Below are 18460 nucleotides of genomic sequence, written 5' to 3' on the forward strand. Positions count from 1 at the left end.
GTCCTCTCGTACGGAAACTGCGAAACGCAAGTCGGAATCGGTGAAATGTCAGGGTCTGGGGGAGTGTGGCAGGCGCCCGATGTGCGCGAAGGGGCCTTCATCGGATAGCAAGGGCCTATGGCGGTCTTCGTCGCGCTCGGCGCGTTCCTGATGACGCTGGCCGGCGGCTGGACGGCACAGCGCGTGACCGACCGTCGCCATCTCGTCCTGGGGCTGGCCGGCGGACTGATGCTGGGCGTGGTCGGCCTGGACCTGCTGCCGGAGGCGCTGCACGCCGCCGACCGCACGGTCTTCGGGGTCCCCGCCGCCCTGCTGCTGTTCGTGGCCGGATTCCTGCTGGCCCACCTGGTGGAGCGCACCCTGGCCGCACGGCAGGCCGCGCACGGCGGTGCCGAGGGACACGACCATCACCGGGCGCCCGAGGTGGGCCTGGCGGCCGCCGGCGCGATGGTGGGGCACAGCGCCATGGACGGCGTGGCGATCGGCGCGGCCTTCCAGGTGGGCGGCGGCATGGGCACGGCCGTCGCGCTCGCCGTGATCGCGCACGACTTCGCCGACGGCTTCAACACCTTCACCATCACGAGCCTGTACGGCAACGCCCGCCGCCGCGCCATCGCGATGCTGGTGGCCGACGCCTGCGCACCGGTGCTGGGCGCGCTGTCGACCGTCTTCTTCCACATCCCCGAGGCGGTCCTCGGCTGCTATCTGGGCCTCTTCGGCGGCGCCCTGCTCTATCTCGCCGCCGCCGAGATCCTGCCCGAGGCCCACCACGAGCACCCCGCGCGGTCCACCCTGCTGTGCACGGTGGCGGGCGCGGCCTTCATCTGGCTGGTGGTGGGTCTCTCCGGCGGCTGACCCGGCCGGACGGCGGCAGGCGTCCACGCGGCCCGGCCCGGCCGGCCGCCTCACAGCTTCCCGCCCCGTCCGCCGTCCCGCCGCGGGGGCGCGATCAGCGTCGACAGATACGGCAGCGCAGCCCCGTCCAGCTCGGCGGCCGGCCGCACCGACTCCTCCGGCAGGCCCAGCGCCGACCCCCACACCGCGTCCCCGAGCCGCCCGGTCTGCGCGAGCACCTCGGCGACCTCGGCGGCCTGCCGCCCGAACTTGTACGCCACGACGGTCCCCGGCCCGGCCAGCGCCTCCTTGAGCACGGCGGACCCAGCGGTCACCGGCACCAGCGTCAGCGGCTCGGTGCCCTCGGTCAGCACGGCACCGGACCGCGCCGCCAGGTCCTGCATCGCGGTGATCCCGGGCACGGTCTCCACGACCACCCCCGGCACCAGCTCGGCGATCGTCTGCGCGAGGTAGGTGAACGTCGAGTACACGTTCGGGTCGCCGATGGTGGCGAAGGCGACGGATCCGTGCGCCCGGAGAAGCCCGGCGACCCGCTCGCCCGCCGCGTCCCAGGCCGCCTCCCGGCGCGCCCGGTCGGTCCGCTCGTTGAGCGCGAACACCACCCGGACGACCTTGTCCTCAGGCACGTAGTGCAACACCGTCGCCTCGGCCCGGCCGCGCTCCCCGGTGTCCATCACCGGTACGACGACGACATCGGCGGCCCGCAGGACGTTGACCCCCTTGACGGTCACCAGCTCCGGATCACCGGGACCGACCCCGACTCCGACCAGCCTGCTGCTCATGACGTCCGGCACCTCTCCACGAACCGACGGGCGACACCGGGCTCGGAGGCCCAGTGCGTGTGCAGATAACTCGCGTGCACGCCCTGCTGTACGAAACCTTCGACCCGCCGCACGGGCGCCCGCACGCCCCAGGCGGGAACGGCGCCGGCACCGGGCTCGACGACCGTGCGGTGGAACTCGTGCCCCCGCATCCGCGTCCCGGCGGCGGCCAGCGCACTGTCTCCGACGGCCACCGCATCCCGGTAGCCCAGGGTCAGCCGTTCCGCCATGCGGGCGGTGGCGTCCAGCACGCCGCACATGGGCTGCCCGTCCAGCTCCCGGCACAGGTAGAGCAGGCCGGCGCACTCGGCGGCGACGGGGGCACCGCCGAGAGCCAGTTGGGCTATCGCCTTGCGCAGCGGCTCGTTGGCGGACAGCTCACCGGCGTACACCTCGGGGAAGCCGCCGCCGATGACCAACCCGGCGGTGCCTTCCGGCAGTTGCTCGTCCCGCAGCGGATCGAACGTGACGACCTCGGCACCGGCGGCGGTGAGCAGCTCGGTGTGCTCGGCGTAGGAGAAGGTGAAGGCGGGACCGCCGGCGACGGCGACACGAGGCGTCCGCCGCTCGGCCGGCCGATCCGGGTGGTGGGCGGGCGAGGCGGGGGTCCAGGGGGCGGAGCCCCCCGGGACGGCGCCTGCCGTACGGGCCAGGGCTTCCAGCGCGGCCAGGTCGCACCCACGGGACACCAGCGCAGCCATCGCCTCGACGGAGTCGACCGCGTCGGCGCGCCGTTCGGCGACCGGCACCAGCCCGAGGTGCCGCGAAGGCGTGTCCACCTGCCGAGCCCGCCGCAAGGCGCCCAGCACCGGCACCCCCGCCGAATCCAGCGCCTCCCGCAGCAGTTCCTCGTGCCGGTCGGAGCCCACCTTGTTGAGGATCACACCCCCGACCCGCACCTGCGGATCCCAGGAAGCGAACCCGTGCACCAGCGCCGCCACCGACCGGGACTGCGACGACGCGTCCACGACCAGCACCACCGGCGCCCCCAGCAGCTTGGCCACATGGGCGGTGGACGCGAGCTCCCCCTCGCCCGCCGCCCCGTCGTACAGCCCCATCACACCCTCGACGACGGCCAGGTCGCACCCCCGCGCCCCGTGCAGGAACAGCGGGGCGATCAGCTCCGGTCCGCACAGGTACGCGTCGAGGTTGCGCCCCACCCGCCCGGTCGCGAGCGTGTGGTAGCCGGGGTCGATGTAGTCCGGCCCGGCCTTGTGCGGCGACACGGCGAGCCCCCGCGCGGCGAAGGCGGCCATCAGGCCCGTGGCCACGGTGGTCTTGCCGCTGCCCGAGGAGGGCGCCGCGACGACCAGCCGCGGCACCGACGACGTCACCACTCGATGCCCTTCTGGCCCTTCTGCCCCACGTCCATGGGGTGCTTGACCTTCGACATGTCGGTCACGAGGTCGGCGAATTCCACCAGCTTCTCAGGGGCGTTGCGGCCGGTGATCACCACATGCTGGGTGCCGGGCCGGTTCCGCAGCACGTCGACGACCTCGTCCGTGTCCACCCACCCCCAGTGCATCGGGTAGGCGAACTCGTCCAGCACGTACAGCCGGTACGTCTCGGCCGCCAGGTCCCGCTTGACCTGCTCCCAGCCCTCCCGGGCCTTGTCCTCGTTGTCCATCTGGGCGTCCCGCTGGACCCAGGACCAGCCCTCGCCCATCTTGTGCCAGTCGACCGTCCCGCCCTCGCCGGAGGCGCCGAGCACCCGCAGCGCGTTCTCCTCGCCGACCTTCCACTTGGCCGACTTGACGAACTGGAACACCCCGATGGGCCACCCCTGGTTCCAGGCGCGCAACGCGAGCCCGAACGCGGCGGTGGACTTGCCCTTGCCGACGCCCGTGTGCACGACGACCAGCGGACGGTTGCGGCGCTGCCGGGTCGTCAGACCGTCGTCCGGAATCACAGTCGGCTGTCCCTGCGGCATTACGCGGCCCTCCTCGACGTCCCCTGCACATCCCTGACCAGACCGGCGATCGAGTCGGCCCGCAGCTCGTCCAGCGTGACCGCCGTACCGCCGAGCTCACCCGCGAGCTGCCCGGCGAGCCCGAGCCGCACCGGCCCCGACTCGCAGTCCACGACCACCGAGGCGACCGCCTCGGCCGCGAACAGCCGCGCCGCACGCCCGGCCAGCGCCACCGGCTCCGGGCCGCCCGTCGCCCGTCCGTCGGTCACCACCACGACCAGCGCCCGCCGCGCCGGATCCCGCAGCCGCTCCACCCGCAGCACCTCGTGCGCCTTGAGCAGCCCTGCCGCGAGCGGCGTACGGCCACCGGTCGGCAGCGCCTCCAGCCGTACGGCGGCGGCGTCGACGGACGAGGTCGGCGGCAGCGCGACCTGCGCGCCGGACCCTCGGAAGGTCACCAGACCCACCTTGTCCCGCCGCTGGTAGGCGTCCAGCAGCAGCGACAGCACGGCACCCTTCACGGCGCCCATCCGCTGCCGTGCCGCCATCGAACCCGAGGCGTCCACGACGAACAGCACCAGGTTGCCCTCGCGCCCCTCCCGGGTCGCCTGCCTGAGATCGTCCCGGCGGAGCACCAGCCCCGGCCCGGACCGGCCACGCGCCCGCTGGTGCGGTGCCGCGGCCTGCACGGTGGCGGCCAGGTGGAGCTTGGTCAGCGCCCCCCGGGGCCGCCGGGCGCCGGTCGTCCGCCCGTGCTCGGTGCGCGCCCGCGACCGCCGCCCGGCGGCACCCTCCCCGATCCCGGGGACGCTCAGCACCTTGGCGCGGAACGGCTCGGAGGCCCGTACCGGCGACTGCTCCCGCGCACCGGACGCCTGCGGTTCGCCGCCCTCTCCGGCCTCGGGCCGCGCGGAGGCGTCCCCGCCTCCCTGCGGACCGGAATCGGGCTGCGGCCGGCCGCCGCCCCCGCCGGGACCGTCCGGGTCGGGATCGTCCTCGCCGTCGTCCTCTCCCGAGAACTGCTCCAGCGTCTCGTCCAGCCTGTCCTCGTCCAGGCCCGGCGCGTCGAAGGGGTTGCGGCGCCTGCGGTGCGGGAGCGCCAGCAGCGCCGCCTGCCGGACGTCCTCGGCCAGGACGTCCGTCCGCCCGGCCCACGCGGCCAGCGCGGTCGCCGTACGCGCCATGACGATGTCGGCCCGCATGCCGTCCACCTCGAAGGCCGCACAGGTCGCCGCGATCTGCCGCAGCGCCCCGTCGCCCAGCCGCACCTGCGGCAGCAACTCCCGTGCCACCACGATCCGTCGGCGTACGGCCGCCTCCTCCTCGGCCCACCGCGCGGCGAAGCCGGCCGGGTCGTCGTCGTACGCCAGCCGGCGCCGCACCACCTCGACCCGCTGGTCCGGCTCCCGCGAGGCCGCCACCTCCACGGTCAGCCCGAAGCGGTCCAGCAACTGCGGCCGCAGCTCGCCCTCTTCGGGGTTCATGGTGCCGACGAGCAGGAAGCGGGCGGCGTGCCGCACGGAGACGCCCTCGCGCTCCACGTACGACGCGCCCATCGCCGCCGCGTCCAGCAGCAGGTCGACCAGGTGGTCGTGGAGGAGGTTGACCTCGTCGACGTACAGGATGCCCCGGTGCGCGTCGGCGAGCAGGCCCGGCTCGAACGCCTTCACGCCCTCGGCGAGCGCCCGCTCGATGTCCAGCGCGCCGACCAGCCGGTCCTCGGAGGCGCCGACGGGCAGCTCGACCATCCGCGCGGGCCGTGCCGCGCCGGAGGCCTGCTCGTGCGGGCCGTCCGGGCAGGACGGATCCGGTGCCGCCGGGTCGCAGGAGAACCGGCAGCCGGGCACCACGGCGACCTCGGGCAGCAGCGCCGACAGCGCGCGTACGGCCGTCGACTTGGCGGTGCCCTTCTCGCCGCGCACCAGCACACCGCCGACCGCCGGGGAGACGGCGTTCAGCAGCAGGGCCAGCCGCAGGTCGTCCTGGCCGACGACGGCCGTGAAGGGGAAGGGGGTGGTCACTGGTCGTCGCCCTCCAAGTCGCCTTCGAGTTCCAGGTAGGTGGCGCGCAGCCGCTCCAGGGTGTCCGCGTCCGGCTCGGCCCACAGGCCGCGGTCGGCCGCCTCCAGGAGCCGTTCGGTGATGCCGCGCAGCGCCCACGGGTTGGACGTCTTCATGAAGTCCCGGTTCTCCGGGTCGAAGACGTACTCCGCGCTGAGCTTCTCGTACATCCAGTCGTCGACCACGCCCGCCGTGGCGTCGTAGCCGAACAGGTAGTCCACGGTCGCCGCCATCTCGAAGGCGCCCTTGTAGCCGTGCCGGCGCATGGCCGCCATCCAGCGCGGGTTGACCACGCGGGCCCGGAAGACCCGGTGCGTCTCCTCGCCGAGCGTGCGGGTCCTCACCTGGTCCGGTACGGCGCTGTCGCCCACGTACGCCTCGGGGTTGGCGCCGGTCAGGTGCCGGACCATGGCGACCATGCCGCCGTGGTACTGGAAGTAGTCGTCCGCGTCGACCAGGTCGTGCTCGCGGGTGTCGACGTTCTTCGCGGCGACCGCGATCCGCTTGAACGCGGTCTCCATGTCGCCGCGCGCCGCCCGCCCGTCGAGCCCGCGCCCGTAGGCGTAACCGCCCCAGACGGCGTACACCTCGGCCAGGTCCGCGTCGGAGCGCCAGTTGCGGGCGTCGATCAGCGGCAGCAGACCGGCGCCGTACGCGCCCGGCTTCGAGCCGAAGATCCGTGCCGTGGCGCGCCGCCGGTCGCCGTGCTCGCGGGTGTCCTCGTCGGCGTGCGCCCTCACGAAGTTCCGCTCCACCGGCTCGTCCAGCTCGGCCACCGCCCGCACCGCGTCGTCGATCAGCCCGACCACGTGCGGGAAGGCGTCCCGGAAGAACCCGGAGATGCGGACCGTGACGTCGATGCGGGGCCGGCCGAGCTCCTGCAGCGGGACCACCTCGAAGCCCGTGACCCGGCGCGAGGCGTCGTCCCACACCGGACGGCAGCCCAGCAGCGCCAGGATCTCGGCGATGTCGTCGCCCTGGGTGCGCATCGCGGACGTGCCCCACACCGTGAGGCCGACGGACTTCGGGTACTCGCCGGTGTCCTGCAGATACCTCTGCACCAGCGAGTCGGCCAGCGACTGACCGACCTCCCAGCTCAGCCGGGACGGAATGGCCTTGGGGTCGACGGAGTAGAAGTTCCGGCCGGTCGGCAGGACGTTCACCAGGCCACGGGTCGGTGAACCCGACGGACCCGCCGGGACGTAACCGCCGTCCAGCGCCCGCAGGATGTGCCCGATCTCGTCCGTGGTCCGCGCGAGCCGCGGGACGACCTCGTCGCAGGCGAACTCGAGCACCGCGAGCGCGTCCGGGAGTTCGGCCCCGAGCGCGTCCGAGAGGACGGCCGGGACGGCCGCGCGCTCCCAGGCCCGCTCCTCCATGCCCTCAGCGATCCGCCGGCACAGCTGCTCCAGCAGGTCGATCGCGTCGGAGGCGGTACGCGCCGGGCCCTCCACCAGGTCCGCCAGCTCCACCGGCACCTTCACCGCGGCACCGGGCTCGCCCAGCAACTCCTTCTCGTCCAGCCCGAAGTGCGCCGCGAGCGAGGCCCGCAGACCGGGCAGCGCGTTCGCCTGCCCGCCCCACACCTGCGAGGCGCGCAGCACGGCCAGCACGAGGTTCACGCGCGGCTCACCGACCGGGCCGCCGCCCAGGATGTGCAGGCCGTCGCGGATCTGCACGTCCTTGATCTCGCACAGATAGCCGTCGATGTGCATGACGAACTCGTCGAACGTGTCGTCGTCCGGCTGCTCGTCCACGTGCAGGTCGTGGTGCAGCTCGGCCGCCTTGACGAGGGTCCAGATCTGGGCGCGGACGGCGGGCGCCTTGGCCGGGTCCAGGTCGGAGACGAGCGCGTACTCGTCCAGCAGCTGCTCCAGCTTGGCCAGGTCACCGTAGGTGTCCGCGCGGGCCATCGGCGGCACCAGGTGGTCGACCACCGTGGCGTGCCCGCGCCGTTTGGCCTGGGTGCCCTCGCCGGGGTCGTTGACGATGAACGGGTAGATCAGCGGCAGGTCGCCGAGGACGGCGTCCGGCGCGCAGCCGGCGCTCAGGCCCAGGCCCTTGCCCGGCAGCCACTCCATCGTGCCGTGCTTGCCCATGTGCACGATCGCATCGGCGCCGAAGCTGTTCTCCAGCCACCTGTAGGCCGCCATGTAGTGGTGCGAGGGCGGCATGTCGGGGTCGTGGTAGATCGCGATCGGGTTCTCGCCGAAGCCGCGCGGCGGCTGGATCATGACGACGACGTTCCCGAACTGCAGGGACGCGAGGACGATGTCGTCGCCGTCGACGTACAGGCTGCCCGGCGGCTCGCCCCACGCCTCGGTCATCGCGTCCCGCAGCTGCGGGTGCAGCTTCCCGAACCAGGCCCGGTAGTCCGCCAGCGGCACCCGCGCGGGCGCCGCGGCCAGCTGGTCCTCGGTGAGCCACTCGACGTCGTGGCCGCCGGCCTCGATCAGCCGGTGGATCAACTCGTCGCCGCCGGCGGGGTACTCGGTGAGCGCGTACCCGGCGTCCCGGAGCGCGTCCAGCACCCGCACCGCCGACGCGGGCGTGTCCAGGCCGACCGCGTTGCCGACCCGGGAGTGCTTGGTCGGGTACGCGGTGAAGACCAGCGCGATCTTCTTCTCGGCGTTGGGCTTGTGCTTCAACCGCGCGTGCCTGAGGGCGATCCCGGCCACCCGCGCGGCCCGCTCCGGATCGGCCACGTACACCGGGACCTCGTCCGGGCCCTGCTCCTTGAAGGAGAACGGCACCGTGATCAGCCGGCCGTCGAACTCCGGGATCGCGACCTGCATCGCCGCGTCCATGGGGGACAGGGCGGCGTCCGACTCCTCCCAGGCGGCCCGTGAGGAGGTGAGGCAGAGTCCCTGCAGCACGGGGACGTTCAGATCGGCCAGCGCGCCGATGTCCCAGGACTCCTCGTCGCCGCCCGCCGAGGCCTGCGAGGCGTGCGTACCGCCGGCCGCGAGCACGGTGGCCACCAGCGCGTCGGCCCTGCCGAGCAGTTCGTACAGCCCGGCGTCCGCGCCGCGCAGCGAACCGCAGTAGACGGGCAGGGCGTTGGCGCCCCCGGCCTCGACCGCCTCGCACAGGGTGTCGACGAAGGCGGTGTTGCCGCTCAGCTCGTGCGCGCGGTAGAAGAGCACGCCCACGGTCGGACGGCCGCCTCTGACCTCGTACGCGCCGTGGACGCCGTACTCCGGCATCGTCCGCGGCTCCTCGAACCCCTCGCCGGTCAGCAGCACGGTGTCCGACAGGAACCGGGACAGCTCCAGCAGGTTCGCCGGACCGCCTTCGACCAGGTACTTGAGGGCCTCCGCCACCACACCGGCCGGCACCGACGACTCGGCCATCAGCTCCGCGTCCGGCACGGCCTCGCCGCCCAGCAGTACGGTCGGGATCCCGGCCGCCTTCAGCGCGGCCAGCCCCTCCTCCCAGGCGCGCTTGCCGCCCAGCAGACGTACCACGGCGAGGTCGGCGCCCCGGACGAGGTCCGGCAGCTCCTCGGCGACGTCCACCCGGGTCGGGTTGCCGATGCGGTAGCCGGCGCCGGAAGCCCGGGCCGCCAGCAGATCCGTGTCGGCGGTCGACAACAACAACACTGTGCTCATGCAGGCGCTCCCGGTGGGATGAAAGGCAGTCCTTGCGGCGCGCCCGACTCGATGAGCCGCCACAGCGCGTCCGTGTCCGCGTGCTGTTCGATCAGGTCGCCGAGCCGGTCGAGCTGCTCCTCGCGCAGCGCGGCGAAGGAGGTGTCCGGAGCCGGCACGAAGCGGCGGCCCGCGGCGGCGGCCACCTCCCGCAGGAAGGCCCGCCGGAAGCCGTCCGACTCCAGCGAGCCGTGCCAGTGGGTGCCCCAGCTCTGGCCGACCCGGCAGCCGTCCAGGAAGGTTTGGCCGCCGGTGACTTCGGCGACGCCGTGGTGGATCTCGTAGCCCTCGACGTGTTCGCCGAGGGCCTCGCCGGCCGGCCGGGTCAGGGTCTTCTCCCGGGCGAACCGCACCCGCACGGGCAGCACGCCGAGCGCGTCGACCGCGCCCGCCCGCGACTCGACCTCGTCCTCGATGTGCTCACCGAGGATCTGGAAGCCGCCGCAGATCCCGAGGATCGGCCGCTCCTCCGAGGCCCTGCGCACGAGCGCGTCCGCCAGCCCGCGCTCGCGCAGCCACTCCAGCGCCCGTACGGTCCCGCGGGTGCCGGGAACGACGACCAGGTCGGCGTCGGCCAGCTCCTCCGGACGGTCCACGAACCGCACCACGACCCCCGGTTCGGCGGCCAGCGCGTCCACGTCCGTGAAGTTGGACATCAGCGGGATCGCGCACACGGCGACCCGCAGGACGTCCTCGCCGGCCGGGGGCGCGACGGTGGACTCGCGGACCGCGCCGCGCAGCGAGACGCGCAGGCCGTCCTCCTCGTCGATGCCGAGCCCGTGCCGGAACGGCAGCACGCCGTAGGTGCGCCGCCCGGTGAGGCCGTGCAGCATCTCCAGGCCCGGCTCCAGCAGGGAGACATCGCCCCGGAACTTGTTCACCAGGAATCCGGCGACCAGTTCCTGGTCCTCCGGCGAGAGCAGGGCCACCGTGCCGAAGAAGGAGGCGAAGACGCCTCCGCGGTCGATGTCCCCGACCACCAGCACGGGCAGCCGCGCGTTCCGCGCGATCCCCATGTTCACGATGTCGGTCCGGCGCAGATTGATCTCGGCCGGGCTGCCCGCGCCCTCACAGATCACCGCGTCATACGTGCCCCGCAGCTCGGCCAGACAGTCCAGCACCGTGCCGAGCAGCCGCTGTTGACGCCCGCCGTGGTACCCGCGCGCGCTGAGTTCCCCCACCGGCCGGCCCAGCAGCACCACCTGGCTGCTCTGCTCGCCGCCCGGCTTCAGCAGCACCGGGTTCATCAGCGCGGTCGGCTCGATCCGGCACGCCTGGGCCTGCATGGCCTGCGCCCGCCCGATCTCCGCGCCCTCACGGGTCACGAACGAGTTGAGCGACATGTTCTGCGCCTTGAACGGCGCGACCTTCACACCCTGACGCACGAGCCACCGGCAGATCCCGGCCGTCACGACGCTCTTGCCGGCGTCGGAGGTGGTGCCGGCGACGAGGAGACCCCCGCTCACTTGCCACGTCCCTTCACGAGTCGGCGCGCGGCGAGCGTGACGCCGAGCGCGAGCAGGCCGACGCGGCGGGAGAGCCGTACGGCCCGGTCGATGTCGGTGACCCGGACCGCCCGGCCGGTGTCCCCGTTGAGTACGGGCCGGTGCTCGACGCGGCCGCCGTAGGAGAGTGTTCCGCCCAGGCGGACACCGAGGGCGCCCGCGAACGACGCCTCCACGGGCCCGGCGTTGGGGCTCGGGTGCCTGCGGGCGTCGGCCTTCCAGGCGCGCAGGGCAGCGCGGGGGTCGGGGCCGGCCGCGGCGGCGAGTACGGCGGTGAGGCGGGCGCCCGGCCAGCCGGCCAGGTCGTCGAGCCGGGCGGAGGCCCAGCCGTAGCGCCGGTAGCGCGGGGACCTGTGACCGACCATCGCGTCCAGGGTGTTGACCGCCCGGAAGCCGAGCAGACCCGGCACCCCGGCCACGGCCCCCCACACCAGCGCGCCCACGACGGCGTCGGAGGTGTTCTCGGCGACCGACTCGACCACGGCCCGGGCGATCCCGTCGGCGTCCAGCGCCTGCGGGTCCCGGCCGCACAGGTGCGGCAGCCGCTCCCGCGCCGCCTCGACGTCCCCGGACTCCAGCGCACGCCCGACGGTGCGGGCCTCGCGGGCGAGCGAGGTACCGCCGACCACGGTCCAGGTGGCGGCGGCGGTCAGCGCGACGGAGGCGGCGGGGCAGGGGCGTGCGGCGCGTACGGCCAGCGTGCCGAGTGCGACGGCGCCTCCGGCGCACACGGCGGTGTGCAGAGCGCCCCAGCCGCGGTGGTCGTGCCACAACGCGCGGTCCACGGCAGCGGCAGCGCGCCCGAACGCGGCGACCGGATGCCCTCGGCGCGGATCGCCGAGGAGCAGGTCGCCGAGAAGGCCGGCGGCGGCGCCGTACGCGTAGCTGCGATCGGCACCCATCGGCTCAGCCGGCCGCGGGTGCAGGAGCGGGCCTGGTGCGGGTCCTTGTCCTTCGGCAGCCGAGCATGGCGATCCGTGTCCTCACTCAGGGTGTCCGCGCCCTGGTTCGACGAAATCCGGCGGTGAGAGTTCCTGGCTCACGGGGTTCTTCCCCGGTGACAGTGGCGGGACCGCGCCGGATTCGCACCGGCTTCCTCTCTGCCGCCGTACATGGCCTGGGCAGTCCACCACGCGCCCGGAAGGGCCGTCAACTTGCCGTTGACCTGCGCGGGGAGAGTGTGCCGATCCCCACACCACGGGGCGCCCGTGACGTGTGCGCACGGCGAAGGCTCCCCTCCGTCAGAAACGGAGGGGAGCCTTTGTGATGCCTGGTTCGTGGCGCCCGGTCAGGACTTGGAGACGATGAGGTAGAGGCCGTACGCCACCGCAGCCGCGCAGGCGGCGAAGCAGACGTAGGCGCCGGTGACGGCGAGGGCCGCGGACTCGCCCTGGGCCGCCGCCTTCTCGCGCCGGGCCAGACCGTTGACGCCGAGGGTGAACAGGGCCACCAGGCCCACCGTGAACACGAGGCTGACGCCGAAGACGGAGCCGAGGGCCGACCAGTCGATCTTCATGGGGGTGCTTCCTTAGTAAGCCGCGGGCGGCCGGGGTCAGACGGTGGCGGCCGGCGGGGCGGCCGGGGCGGCGGGCTCGGTGGCGGCCGGGGCGGGGATGGTGGCCGTCAGGTCCGCGGTGAGGGTCCCCGCCGGGGGCGGGGTCACCGCGGCGATGGCGGCGGTCACGACGCCGGCCGGCTCCCCGGCCTCGTCGACGGCGTTGACGTTGGTGTGGTCGACGACCTCACGGCGGGAGATCTTCCAGATCGTGGCGCTCGCGGCGACGAGGAAGACGGCGACCACCGCGGTGCCCCAGTCACCGAGTTCCGTGACGGACTCGGCGCCGGCGCCGACCAGCGCGGCGGCCGGGAGCGTGAGCACCCAGGCGACGGCCATGCGGCTCGCGGTGGACCAGCGGACCACCCCGCCCTTGCGGCCCAGGCCCGCGCCCATCACCGAGCCGGAGACGACGTGCGTGGTGGAGAGGGAGAAGCCCAGGTGGGACGAGGCCAGGATGGCGGTCGCGGCGCTGGTCTGGGCGGCGAAGCCCTGGCGCGGCTCCAGGTCCGTGAGGCCCTTGCCCATGGTGCGGATGATGCGCCAGCCGCCGATGTAGGTGCCGAGCGCGATGGCCAGGCCGGCGGAGAGGATGACCCAGGTGGGAGGGTTCGAGCCCGGGGCGAGGGAGCCGCCCGCGATCAGCGCGAGGGTGATGACACCCATGGTCTTCTGGGCGTCGTTGGTGCCGTGGGCGAGGGAGACCAGGCCGGCGGAGGCGATCTGGCCGGCGCGGTAGCCCTTGCGGGTGGCCACTCCCTCGGCCTTGCCGCCGATGCCGTAGGAGAACCGGGTGGCCAGCAACGAGGCGAGGCCCGCGACGAGCGGCGCGGCGACCGCGGGGAGGATCACCTTGGTGACCAGCACGTCACCGTGGACGGCGCCGAAGCCGGCGGAGGCGACGGCGGCGCCGATCAGACCGCCCATCAGGGCGTGCGAGGAGCTGGAGGGCAGGCCCACCAGCCAGGTCATCAGGTTCCAGAGGATCGCACCGACCAGGGCGGCGAAGATGACCTCGGGACGGATGCCGTTCTCGTCGACGAGACCCTTGGAGATCGTGTTGGCGACCTCCACGGAGAGGAAGGCGCCCACCAGATTGAGGGTGGCCGACATGGCCACCGCGATCTTGGGCTTCATGGCGCCTGTGGAGATGGTGGTGGCCATCGCGTTGGCGGTGTCGTGGAAACCGTTCGTGAAATCGAACGCGAGAGCGGTTACCACCACTATCGCGAGGATCAGCGAGAAGCTTTCCATTTACCCAGGCAATCGTTCGAGGTCATTGGCTGGATGAACGTAGGCAACCTGGGTGAACGGAAGATGAACTGGGGCGGGCCTACGGGTGTCCGCGGAGGGGGGGTCGGGTTCCGCCCGGCTCGGTCGACCCAAGCGGCGCTTGGCTATCGGCCCCGTGCGAAGATCCGTAGCCGGCTCGTGGACCCGTTGAAGAGATCCTCGTCACCCGGCAGCCGGCCCTTGGTGCCGAACTGCCAGAACGTCCAGTAGCGCCACCCGCCCGGCAGTGGTCCCGGCCGTGCGCCGGGCCGGGCGATCCACAGGGCGTGGCTCCGGGAGAAGGCGTGGCTGTTGCCCGTGCAGAGCTTCCACCACTGGATCGTCGTGTAGATCACCGGGCGACGGCCGGTCTCCCGCTTGACCTCGTTGCTGAAGGACCGGATCCAGCGGACCATCCGCGTCCGGCTCAGCCCGTAGCACTTGTGCTTCTTGTTGTACGGGTTGTTCTCGATGTCGAGCGCGGGCGGCAGCGTCCCGCCGTCCGCCCGCCAGCCGCCGCCGTGCCGCACGAAGTACGCGGCCTGCCGGGCTCCGGACGACTTGTCGGGGCGGGCGAAGTGGTAGGCGCCCCGGTACAGGCCCGCCTTGTGGGCGCCGCCGTACTGCTGCGAGAAGTAGGGGTTGCGGTAGCCGGTGGACTCGGTCGCCTTGACGTACACGAACCGCGCGCCCCCGGCCCGCACGGCCTGCCAGTTCACCTGCATCTGGTGGGAGGAGACGTCGTGCCCCCGGGGCAGGCCGGAGGGCGGCGCCGCGGTCCGGGCCGCCACGGGTGCCGTGGGTGCCGCGGGTCCGGCCGCCGCGGGCGCGGCGGCGGCCAGGGTGAGCGCCGCCGTCGCCGCGACGAGGACGACACCGGCGCGGCGCCTCGGGAGGGTGCGTTCACGGGCCATGTGTCTCCCCGGGTCGGTGGACGAGGGATCGCCCGGTGGCAAGGGGGATCATTGAAGGCCCGTCGATCGACGGACCAGTGCCCATTCGCGGCGATTCGGCATGACTTCCGCCCATTCGGGGGCATGCGCTTTTGGCCGGAAACAGCCGGCCGTCCCGCTCCCGCGGACCCGGCTGGCAGGATCGCTGCATGGCTGAACAGCGGTGGGACGCGGAACAGCAGCGGATCTGGGCGGAACTGGTGGCGACGGCGCGGCGGACCGTAGCCGACGGGCTGGTGGTCGGCACCTCGGGGAACGTCTCGGCGCGCGTCGGCGACGTCGTGCTGGTCACCCCGTCGGGTGTCCCGTACGACCGGCTCACCCCGGACGACATCACCGGCGTCGGCCTCGACGGACGCCAGGTGCTCGGCACGCTGGTGCCGACCAGCGAGCTGCCCATGCACCTCGCCGTCTACCGCACCACCGACGCCCGCGCGGTCGTCCACACCCACGCCGTGCACGCGACGGCGGTCTCCACGCTCGTGACCGAGCTGCCGCTGGTCCACTACATGGCCGCCGCCCTCGGTGGCCCCGTCCGCGTCGCCCCCTACGCCACCTACGGCACCGACGAGCTGGCCGAGAACATGCTCGGCGCCCTGACCGGCCGCTCCGGCTGCCTCCTGCAGAACCACGGCACGATCACTCACGGCACCACCCTCGAGCAGGCCTACGACCGCACCGCCCAGCTGGAGTGGATGTGCCGCCTGTGGCTCACGGCGTCCTCGGTGCCGGGTCTGACCCCGTCCCTGCTGACGGAGGCACAAGTGGCCGAGGTCGGGGAACGTTTGAAGGGGTACGGCCAACGGAGGTGACACCGTGCTGCCCAGCCCCTCGCTCCGGCGCTTTCTCGACCGCCTGGCTCACCGTGACCTGCCGGTTCCTCGGGTCCGCCGCAGCGGCGCCCAGCCACGAAGCACAGGTCCGGCGGTGCCGAACCCACCCGCACCCCGACGATCCCCGTCCGGCCCCGCAGCTCCGCTGGCCGGTGGCGGCGACCCCCACGACACTGGACCCGTGCGCATCGTCAAAGCGACCGCCCTCACCACGGCCGTAGCCGCCGGCATGGCCGTGGCATCCGTCGCCGCCGGCCGGCTCGCCAGCGACGCCGCGCTGAAGGCGCCCTCCGGCCGGCCCCTGCCCACCGAACCCCGCCTCACCGTGCACAGCACGGCGGCCGGCCAGATCACCCTCACCCGCGACCTGGCCTCGTTGCGCCCCGGCACCTACGGCCTCGCCGGCGACGGCTCCCACGCGGTCGTCGGTGCCGTCCTGGAAGCGGCCCGGCACGCGGCCGACACCGTCGTACGCCGCCTGGAACGCGTCACGCACGGCACTTTCGCCCCCGGCGACGCGGTGTGGCTCACCCCGAACCTGTACGTGGGCAACCCCGGCACCGCCCTCGGTCTCGAGCACGCCGACATCGACGTGCCCGGCGAACTCGGCGAGCTGCCCGCCTGGTTCGTGCCCGGGGCCCGCAGCACCTGGGTGATCGCCGTGCACGGCCTGGGCACCACCCGGGAGCAGGCCATGAACGTCATGGCCGCGCTGCACGCCCGCCGGATGCCGGTCCTCGCCCTCGCCTACCGCGGCGACCTCGGCGCCCCGAGGCCGCCGGACGGCCTGAGCCACCTCGGCGAGACCGAGTGGCGCGACCTGGACGCGGCGATCCGCTACGCCGTCCGCTACGGCGCCCACCAGGTCGTCCTGCTCGGCTGGTCGACCGGCGCCACCATGGCGCTGCGCGCGGCCGAGTACTCCCCGGTGCGCGAGCGCATCGCCGGGCTGATCCTCGACTCGCCGGTGCTCAGCTGGGAGGCCACGCTGCGCGCGCTCGCCCGGGCCCGCCACACCCCGCCGCCGCTGCTGCCGCTCGCCGTGCGGGCCGCGCAGGGCCGGGCCGGTCTGCACGCCGACGGGGCCGCCGCTGCCGCCGACCCGGACCGGCTCGCCGTACCGACCCTGATCATCCACGGCCCCGACGACGAGGTGGCCCCCTGGGAGTTCTCCCGCCGGCTCGCCCGCCACCGCGCCGATCGGGTCGCCCTGCACACCGTGTCCGGGGCTCCGCACGGGGCGATGTGGAACGCCGACCCGGAGGAGTACGAGGAGCGGCTGCGCCGCTTCCTGACCCCGTTGCTGTGACGGCCGACGGCCCCGGTCCCGCGCCGGTGCCGGGCATTCCGTTTAAGACCGTACGACTGGCCTGATCACCTCTTACGCCCCGGACCGAACCCCGTGCCTTGGCCAGCCCCGTCGCCCGCCGTGACATTCCGTTTGGGTTTTCGGACCGTCAACCGGAAGACTGCACCTGTGACGTCCCGTATCCCGCGCGACTCCAGGCTTCGACTCGTCCGACCGCGACCCCTGGCCGCCGCCCCCACAGCTGTGAACCAGCGGCGCCCCCGCCGCCCCGCGCCCCGGCCGCCGGAGGGCACCCCCGCCCCCGCGGAACTGGCCAAAATGGCCCGCACCGGGCTGGCCGGCCCGGTCCGTGTCGCCCGCTGGGCCGACGCCGCACTCGGCCCGGGCAGCGACGGTGCGACCGCCGACGGCAAGGCCACCCTCTCCGACGCCACCGCCGAACGCGCCGCCGCCGACCTCGGCCTGAGCGTCGCCCAGGTGCGCGCCGACTGGGACACCGCACGCCTCGCCGGACTGGTCGAGGTGCATGGCGACAGCGCGCGCCCCGGCTGGCGGCTGCGCGCCTGGGACCGTGACGACAGCGCGGTGCTGCGTGGCTGGGTCGCTCTCTTCGACGCCTGGTCGCTCGCCTGCCCGGAACCGGAGGAGCACGAGCCGGCCGCCGTCGCCGAGGTCGTCTCGGCCATGCCCCAGGTGCTCTCCCTCCTCCAGCTGTCCGCCGGGCCGGTCCCGGTCGAGCAGCTGCTCGACCTGCTCCAGCAGCGGGTCACCGAACTGCGCACCGAACGCTGCGAGGTCCCCTACCAGCCCGGCACCCAGCGGCCCGCCGAGCCCGCCGCCGCGCGGCCGAGCGTGCCGGCGGCGCGGCAGCCGTCCGAGCCCGGGGCCCGGCAGCCCTCCGAGTCCCCGCCCGTGCGCCCGGATGCCGGCTCCCCGGGCCCGGCGGGCCTCGCGCCGGCCGCCCCGGCAGGCCCCGTCCCGGACGGCTCCACGCCCACCGGCGACACCCCGCTCGCACCCCTCCTCGACTGGGCGCTGCGGGCCCTTGCCTCGGTCGGCGCGCTGACCTGCGGCGACGGCCAGGCCACGCTCACCCCGCTCGGCAGCTGGGCGGTGTGGGTCAAGCTCGAGCAGATCTGCGTGGCCGCGCAGAGCCCGGCCGGCAACATCGAGCAGTCCGCCGAGGACATGCTCCGCGGCTGCGCCCAGCTGCGCCCCAACGCCGCCCGCGCCGAGTACCGCGCCTGGCTCGCCGCCCGCACGGTCGGCGGTGCCGTCACGGAGCTGATCCGCGCCGCACGCGGCGAGGACGCCCTGCTGCGCGGTCTCGCCTTCGAGGCGCTGCGCGTCGTCGGCGCCCCCGCCGAGCCCGACGTGCGCGCCGTGGTGGACGAGCCCGCCCTGCGGCCGTACGCCCTGCTGTGGCTCGCCGAGCACGACGGTATCGACCCGGAGGACGCCCACGAGGTCCTCACCCGCGACGAGGCCACCTGGCTGTGGGTGGACACCGCCGCTGCCGTCGCCGACCACGGCGAGGCGCCGATGCTGGTCCGGCATCTGGAAGCGGCGGTGCAGCCCACCGTCCCCCAGCTGCTCGACGAGGTCCGCGCCGTCGGCCACCCGCGCACCGTGCAGGTCCTGGTGGCGCTCGCCGCCGCGCATCCCGACCCGGCGCTGGCCAAGGCCGTGCGCCGGGCCGCCTTCCAGGTGCACACCGGAGGATGAGCGGCACCGGGGC

General features: G+C 74.0%; 14 protein-coding genes and 1 riboswitch. Of the genes, 4 read left to right on the forward strand and 10 right to left on the reverse strand.

The window, feature by feature from the left end; translation table 11 throughout:
• Positions 1 to 117 precede the first annotated feature (117 nt).
• The gene (locus tag ABZ919_RS17525; protein ID WP_361248282.1) at positions 118 to 855 is read left to right on the forward strand and encodes a ZIP family metal transporter; all 738 of its coding nucleotides are present in this window, start codon (positions 118 to 120) and stop codon (positions 853 to 855) included.
• A 50-nt stretch (positions 856 to 905) separates the two neighbouring features.
• On the opposite strand, the gene cobI is transcribed toward ABZ919_RS17525, so the two are convergent.
• The 10 genes from cobI to ABZ919_RS17575 all read right to left on the reverse strand — a co-directional run bounded on the left by cobI (position 906) and on the right by ABZ919_RS17575 (position 14541).
• Positions 906 to 1637 carry a precorrin-2 C(20)-methyltransferase gene (gene cobI, locus ABZ919_RS17530; protein WP_361248284.1) on the reverse strand — a complete coding sequence of 244 codons (732 nt, stop codon included), beginning with the start codon at positions 1635 to 1637 and terminating at the stop codon, positions 906 to 908.
• Positions 1634 to 3013, reverse strand: a complete 1380-nt coding sequence (locus ABZ919_RS17535; protein ID WP_361248286.1) for a cobyrinate a,c-diamide synthase — start codon at positions 3011 to 3013, stop codon at positions 1634 to 1636. The genes cobI and ABZ919_RS17535 overlap by 4 nt, the downstream gene beginning before the upstream one ends.
• On the reverse strand, positions 3007 to 3606 hold the full coding sequence (gene cobO, locus ABZ919_RS17540; protein WP_361248288.1) for a cob(I)yrinic acid a,c-diamide adenosyltransferase: 600 nt from the start codon (positions 3604 to 3606) through the stop codon (positions 3007 to 3009). Before cobO ends, ABZ919_RS17535 begins: the two co-directional genes overlap by 7 nt.
• Entirely contained in the window at positions 3606 to 5606 is a 2001-nt protein-coding gene (locus ABZ919_RS17545; protein WP_361248289.1) for a putative cobaltochelatase, read from the reverse strand. The genes cobO and ABZ919_RS17545 overlap by 1 nt, the downstream gene beginning before the upstream one ends.
• A complete protein-coding gene (gene cobN, locus ABZ919_RS17550; protein ID WP_361248291.1) occupies positions 5603 to 9256 on the reverse strand; it encodes a cobaltochelatase subunit CobN in 3654 nt (1217 codons plus the stop codon). Before cobN ends, ABZ919_RS17545 begins: the two co-directional genes overlap by 4 nt.
• Positions 9253 to 10761: a cobyric acid synthase gene (locus ABZ919_RS17555; RefSeq protein ID WP_361248292.1), complete on the reverse strand. Its 1509-nt coding sequence runs from the start codon at positions 10759 to 10761 to the stop codon at positions 9253 to 9255. Before ABZ919_RS17555 ends, cobN begins: the two co-directional genes overlap by 4 nt.
• On the reverse strand, positions 10758 to 11702 hold the full coding sequence (locus tag ABZ919_RS17560; protein ID WP_361248294.1) for a cobalamin biosynthesis protein: 945 nt from the start codon (positions 11700 to 11702) through the stop codon (positions 10758 to 10760). Before ABZ919_RS17560 ends, ABZ919_RS17555 begins: the two co-directional genes overlap by 4 nt.
• 103 nt (positions 11703 to 11805) lie before the next feature.
• A riboswitch (cobalamin riboswitch) is annotated at positions 11806 to 11946 on the reverse strand.
• Between the two features lie 142 nt (positions 11947 to 12088).
• Positions 12089 to 12316, reverse strand: a complete 228-nt coding sequence (locus ABZ919_RS17565; protein WP_361248295.1) for a hypothetical protein — start codon at positions 12314 to 12316, stop codon at positions 12089 to 12091.
• A 36-nt stretch (positions 12317 to 12352) separates the two neighbouring features.
• On the reverse strand, positions 12353 to 13609 hold the full coding sequence (locus tag ABZ919_RS17570; protein WP_361248297.1) for an inorganic phosphate transporter: 1257 nt from the start codon (positions 13607 to 13609) through the stop codon (positions 12353 to 12355).
• A 143-nt stretch (positions 13610 to 13752) separates the two neighbouring features.
• A complete protein-coding gene (locus tag ABZ919_RS17575; RefSeq protein WP_361248298.1) occupies positions 13753 to 14541 on the reverse strand; it encodes a lysozyme in 789 nt (262 codons plus the stop codon).
• Positions 14542 to 14729: 188 nt separating this feature from the next.
• Between ABZ919_RS17575 and ABZ919_RS17580 the strand changes: the two genes are divergently transcribed.
• The 3 genes from ABZ919_RS17580 (at position 14730) to ABZ919_RS17590 (ending at position 18447) form a co-directional block, all read left to right on the forward strand.
• On the forward strand, positions 14730 to 15392 hold the full coding sequence (locus ABZ919_RS17580) for a class II aldolase/adducin family protein (protein ID WP_361248300.1): 663 nt from the start codon (positions 14730 to 14732) through the stop codon (positions 15390 to 15392).
• Positions 15393 to 15642: 250 nt separating this feature from the next.
• Positions 15643 to 16722, forward strand: a complete 1080-nt coding sequence (locus ABZ919_RS17585; RefSeq protein WP_361248409.1) for an alpha/beta fold hydrolase — start codon at positions 15643 to 15645, stop codon at positions 16720 to 16722.
• 318 nt (positions 16723 to 17040) lie between these two features.
• A complete protein-coding gene (locus tag ABZ919_RS17590; RefSeq protein WP_361248410.1) occupies positions 17041 to 18447 on the forward strand; it encodes a hypothetical protein in 1407 nt (468 codons plus the stop codon).
• Positions 18448 to 18460 lie beyond the last annotated feature (13 nt).

It is taken from the genome of Streptomyces sp. NPDC046759, assembly GCF_040645475.1.
In the GTDB taxonomy this organism is placed as follows: domain Bacteria; phylum Actinomycetota; class Actinomycetes; order Streptomycetales; family Streptomycetaceae; genus Streptomyces.

What these genes read in the sequence shown, in the direction of transcription:
- ABZ919_RS17525 (WP_361248282.1), top strand. Translation starts at nt 118, where the DNA reads ATGGCGGTCTTCGTCGCGCTCGGCGCGTTCCTGATGACGCTGGCCGGC.
- cobI (WP_361248284.1), bottom strand. Translation starts at nt 1,637, where the DNA reads ATGAGCAGCAGGCTGGTCGGAGTCGGGGTCGGTCCCGGTGATCCGGAG.
- cobO (WP_361248288.1), bottom strand. Translation starts at nt 3,606, where the DNA reads ATGCCGCAGGGACAGCCGACTGTGATTCCGGACGACGGTCTGACGACC.
- cobN (WP_361248291.1), bottom strand. Translation starts at nt 9,256, where the DNA reads ATGAGCACAGTGTTGTTGTTGTCGACCGCCGACACGGATCTGCTGGCG.
- ABZ919_RS17560 (WP_361248294.1), bottom strand. Translation starts at nt 11,702, where the DNA reads ATGGGTGCCGATCGCAGCTACGCGTACGGCGCCGCCGCCGGCCTTCTC.
- ABZ919_RS17565 (WP_361248295.1), bottom strand. Translation starts at nt 12,316, where the DNA reads ATGAAGATCGACTGGTCGGCCCTCGGCTCCGTCTTCGGCGTCAGCCTC.
- ABZ919_RS17570 (WP_361248297.1), bottom strand. Translation starts at nt 13,609, where the DNA reads ATGGAAAGCTTCTCGCTGATCCTCGCGATAGTGGTGGTAACCGCTCTC.
- ABZ919_RS17575 (WP_361248298.1), bottom strand. Translation starts at nt 14,541, where the DNA reads ATGGCCCGTGAACGCACCCTCCCGAGGCGCCGCGCCGGTGTCGTCCTC.
- ABZ919_RS17580 (WP_361248300.1), top strand. Translation starts at nt 14,730, where the DNA reads ATGGCTGAACAGCGGTGGGACGCGGAACAGCAGCGGATCTGGGCGGAA.
- ABZ919_RS17585 (WP_361248409.1), top strand. Translation starts at nt 15,643, where the DNA reads ATGGCCGTGGCATCCGTCGCCGCCGGCCGGCTCGCCAGCGACGCCGCG.
- ABZ919_RS17590 (WP_361248410.1), top strand. Translation starts at nt 17,041, where the DNA reads ATGGCCCGCACCGGGCTGGCCGGCCCGGTCCGTGTCGCCCGCTGGGCC.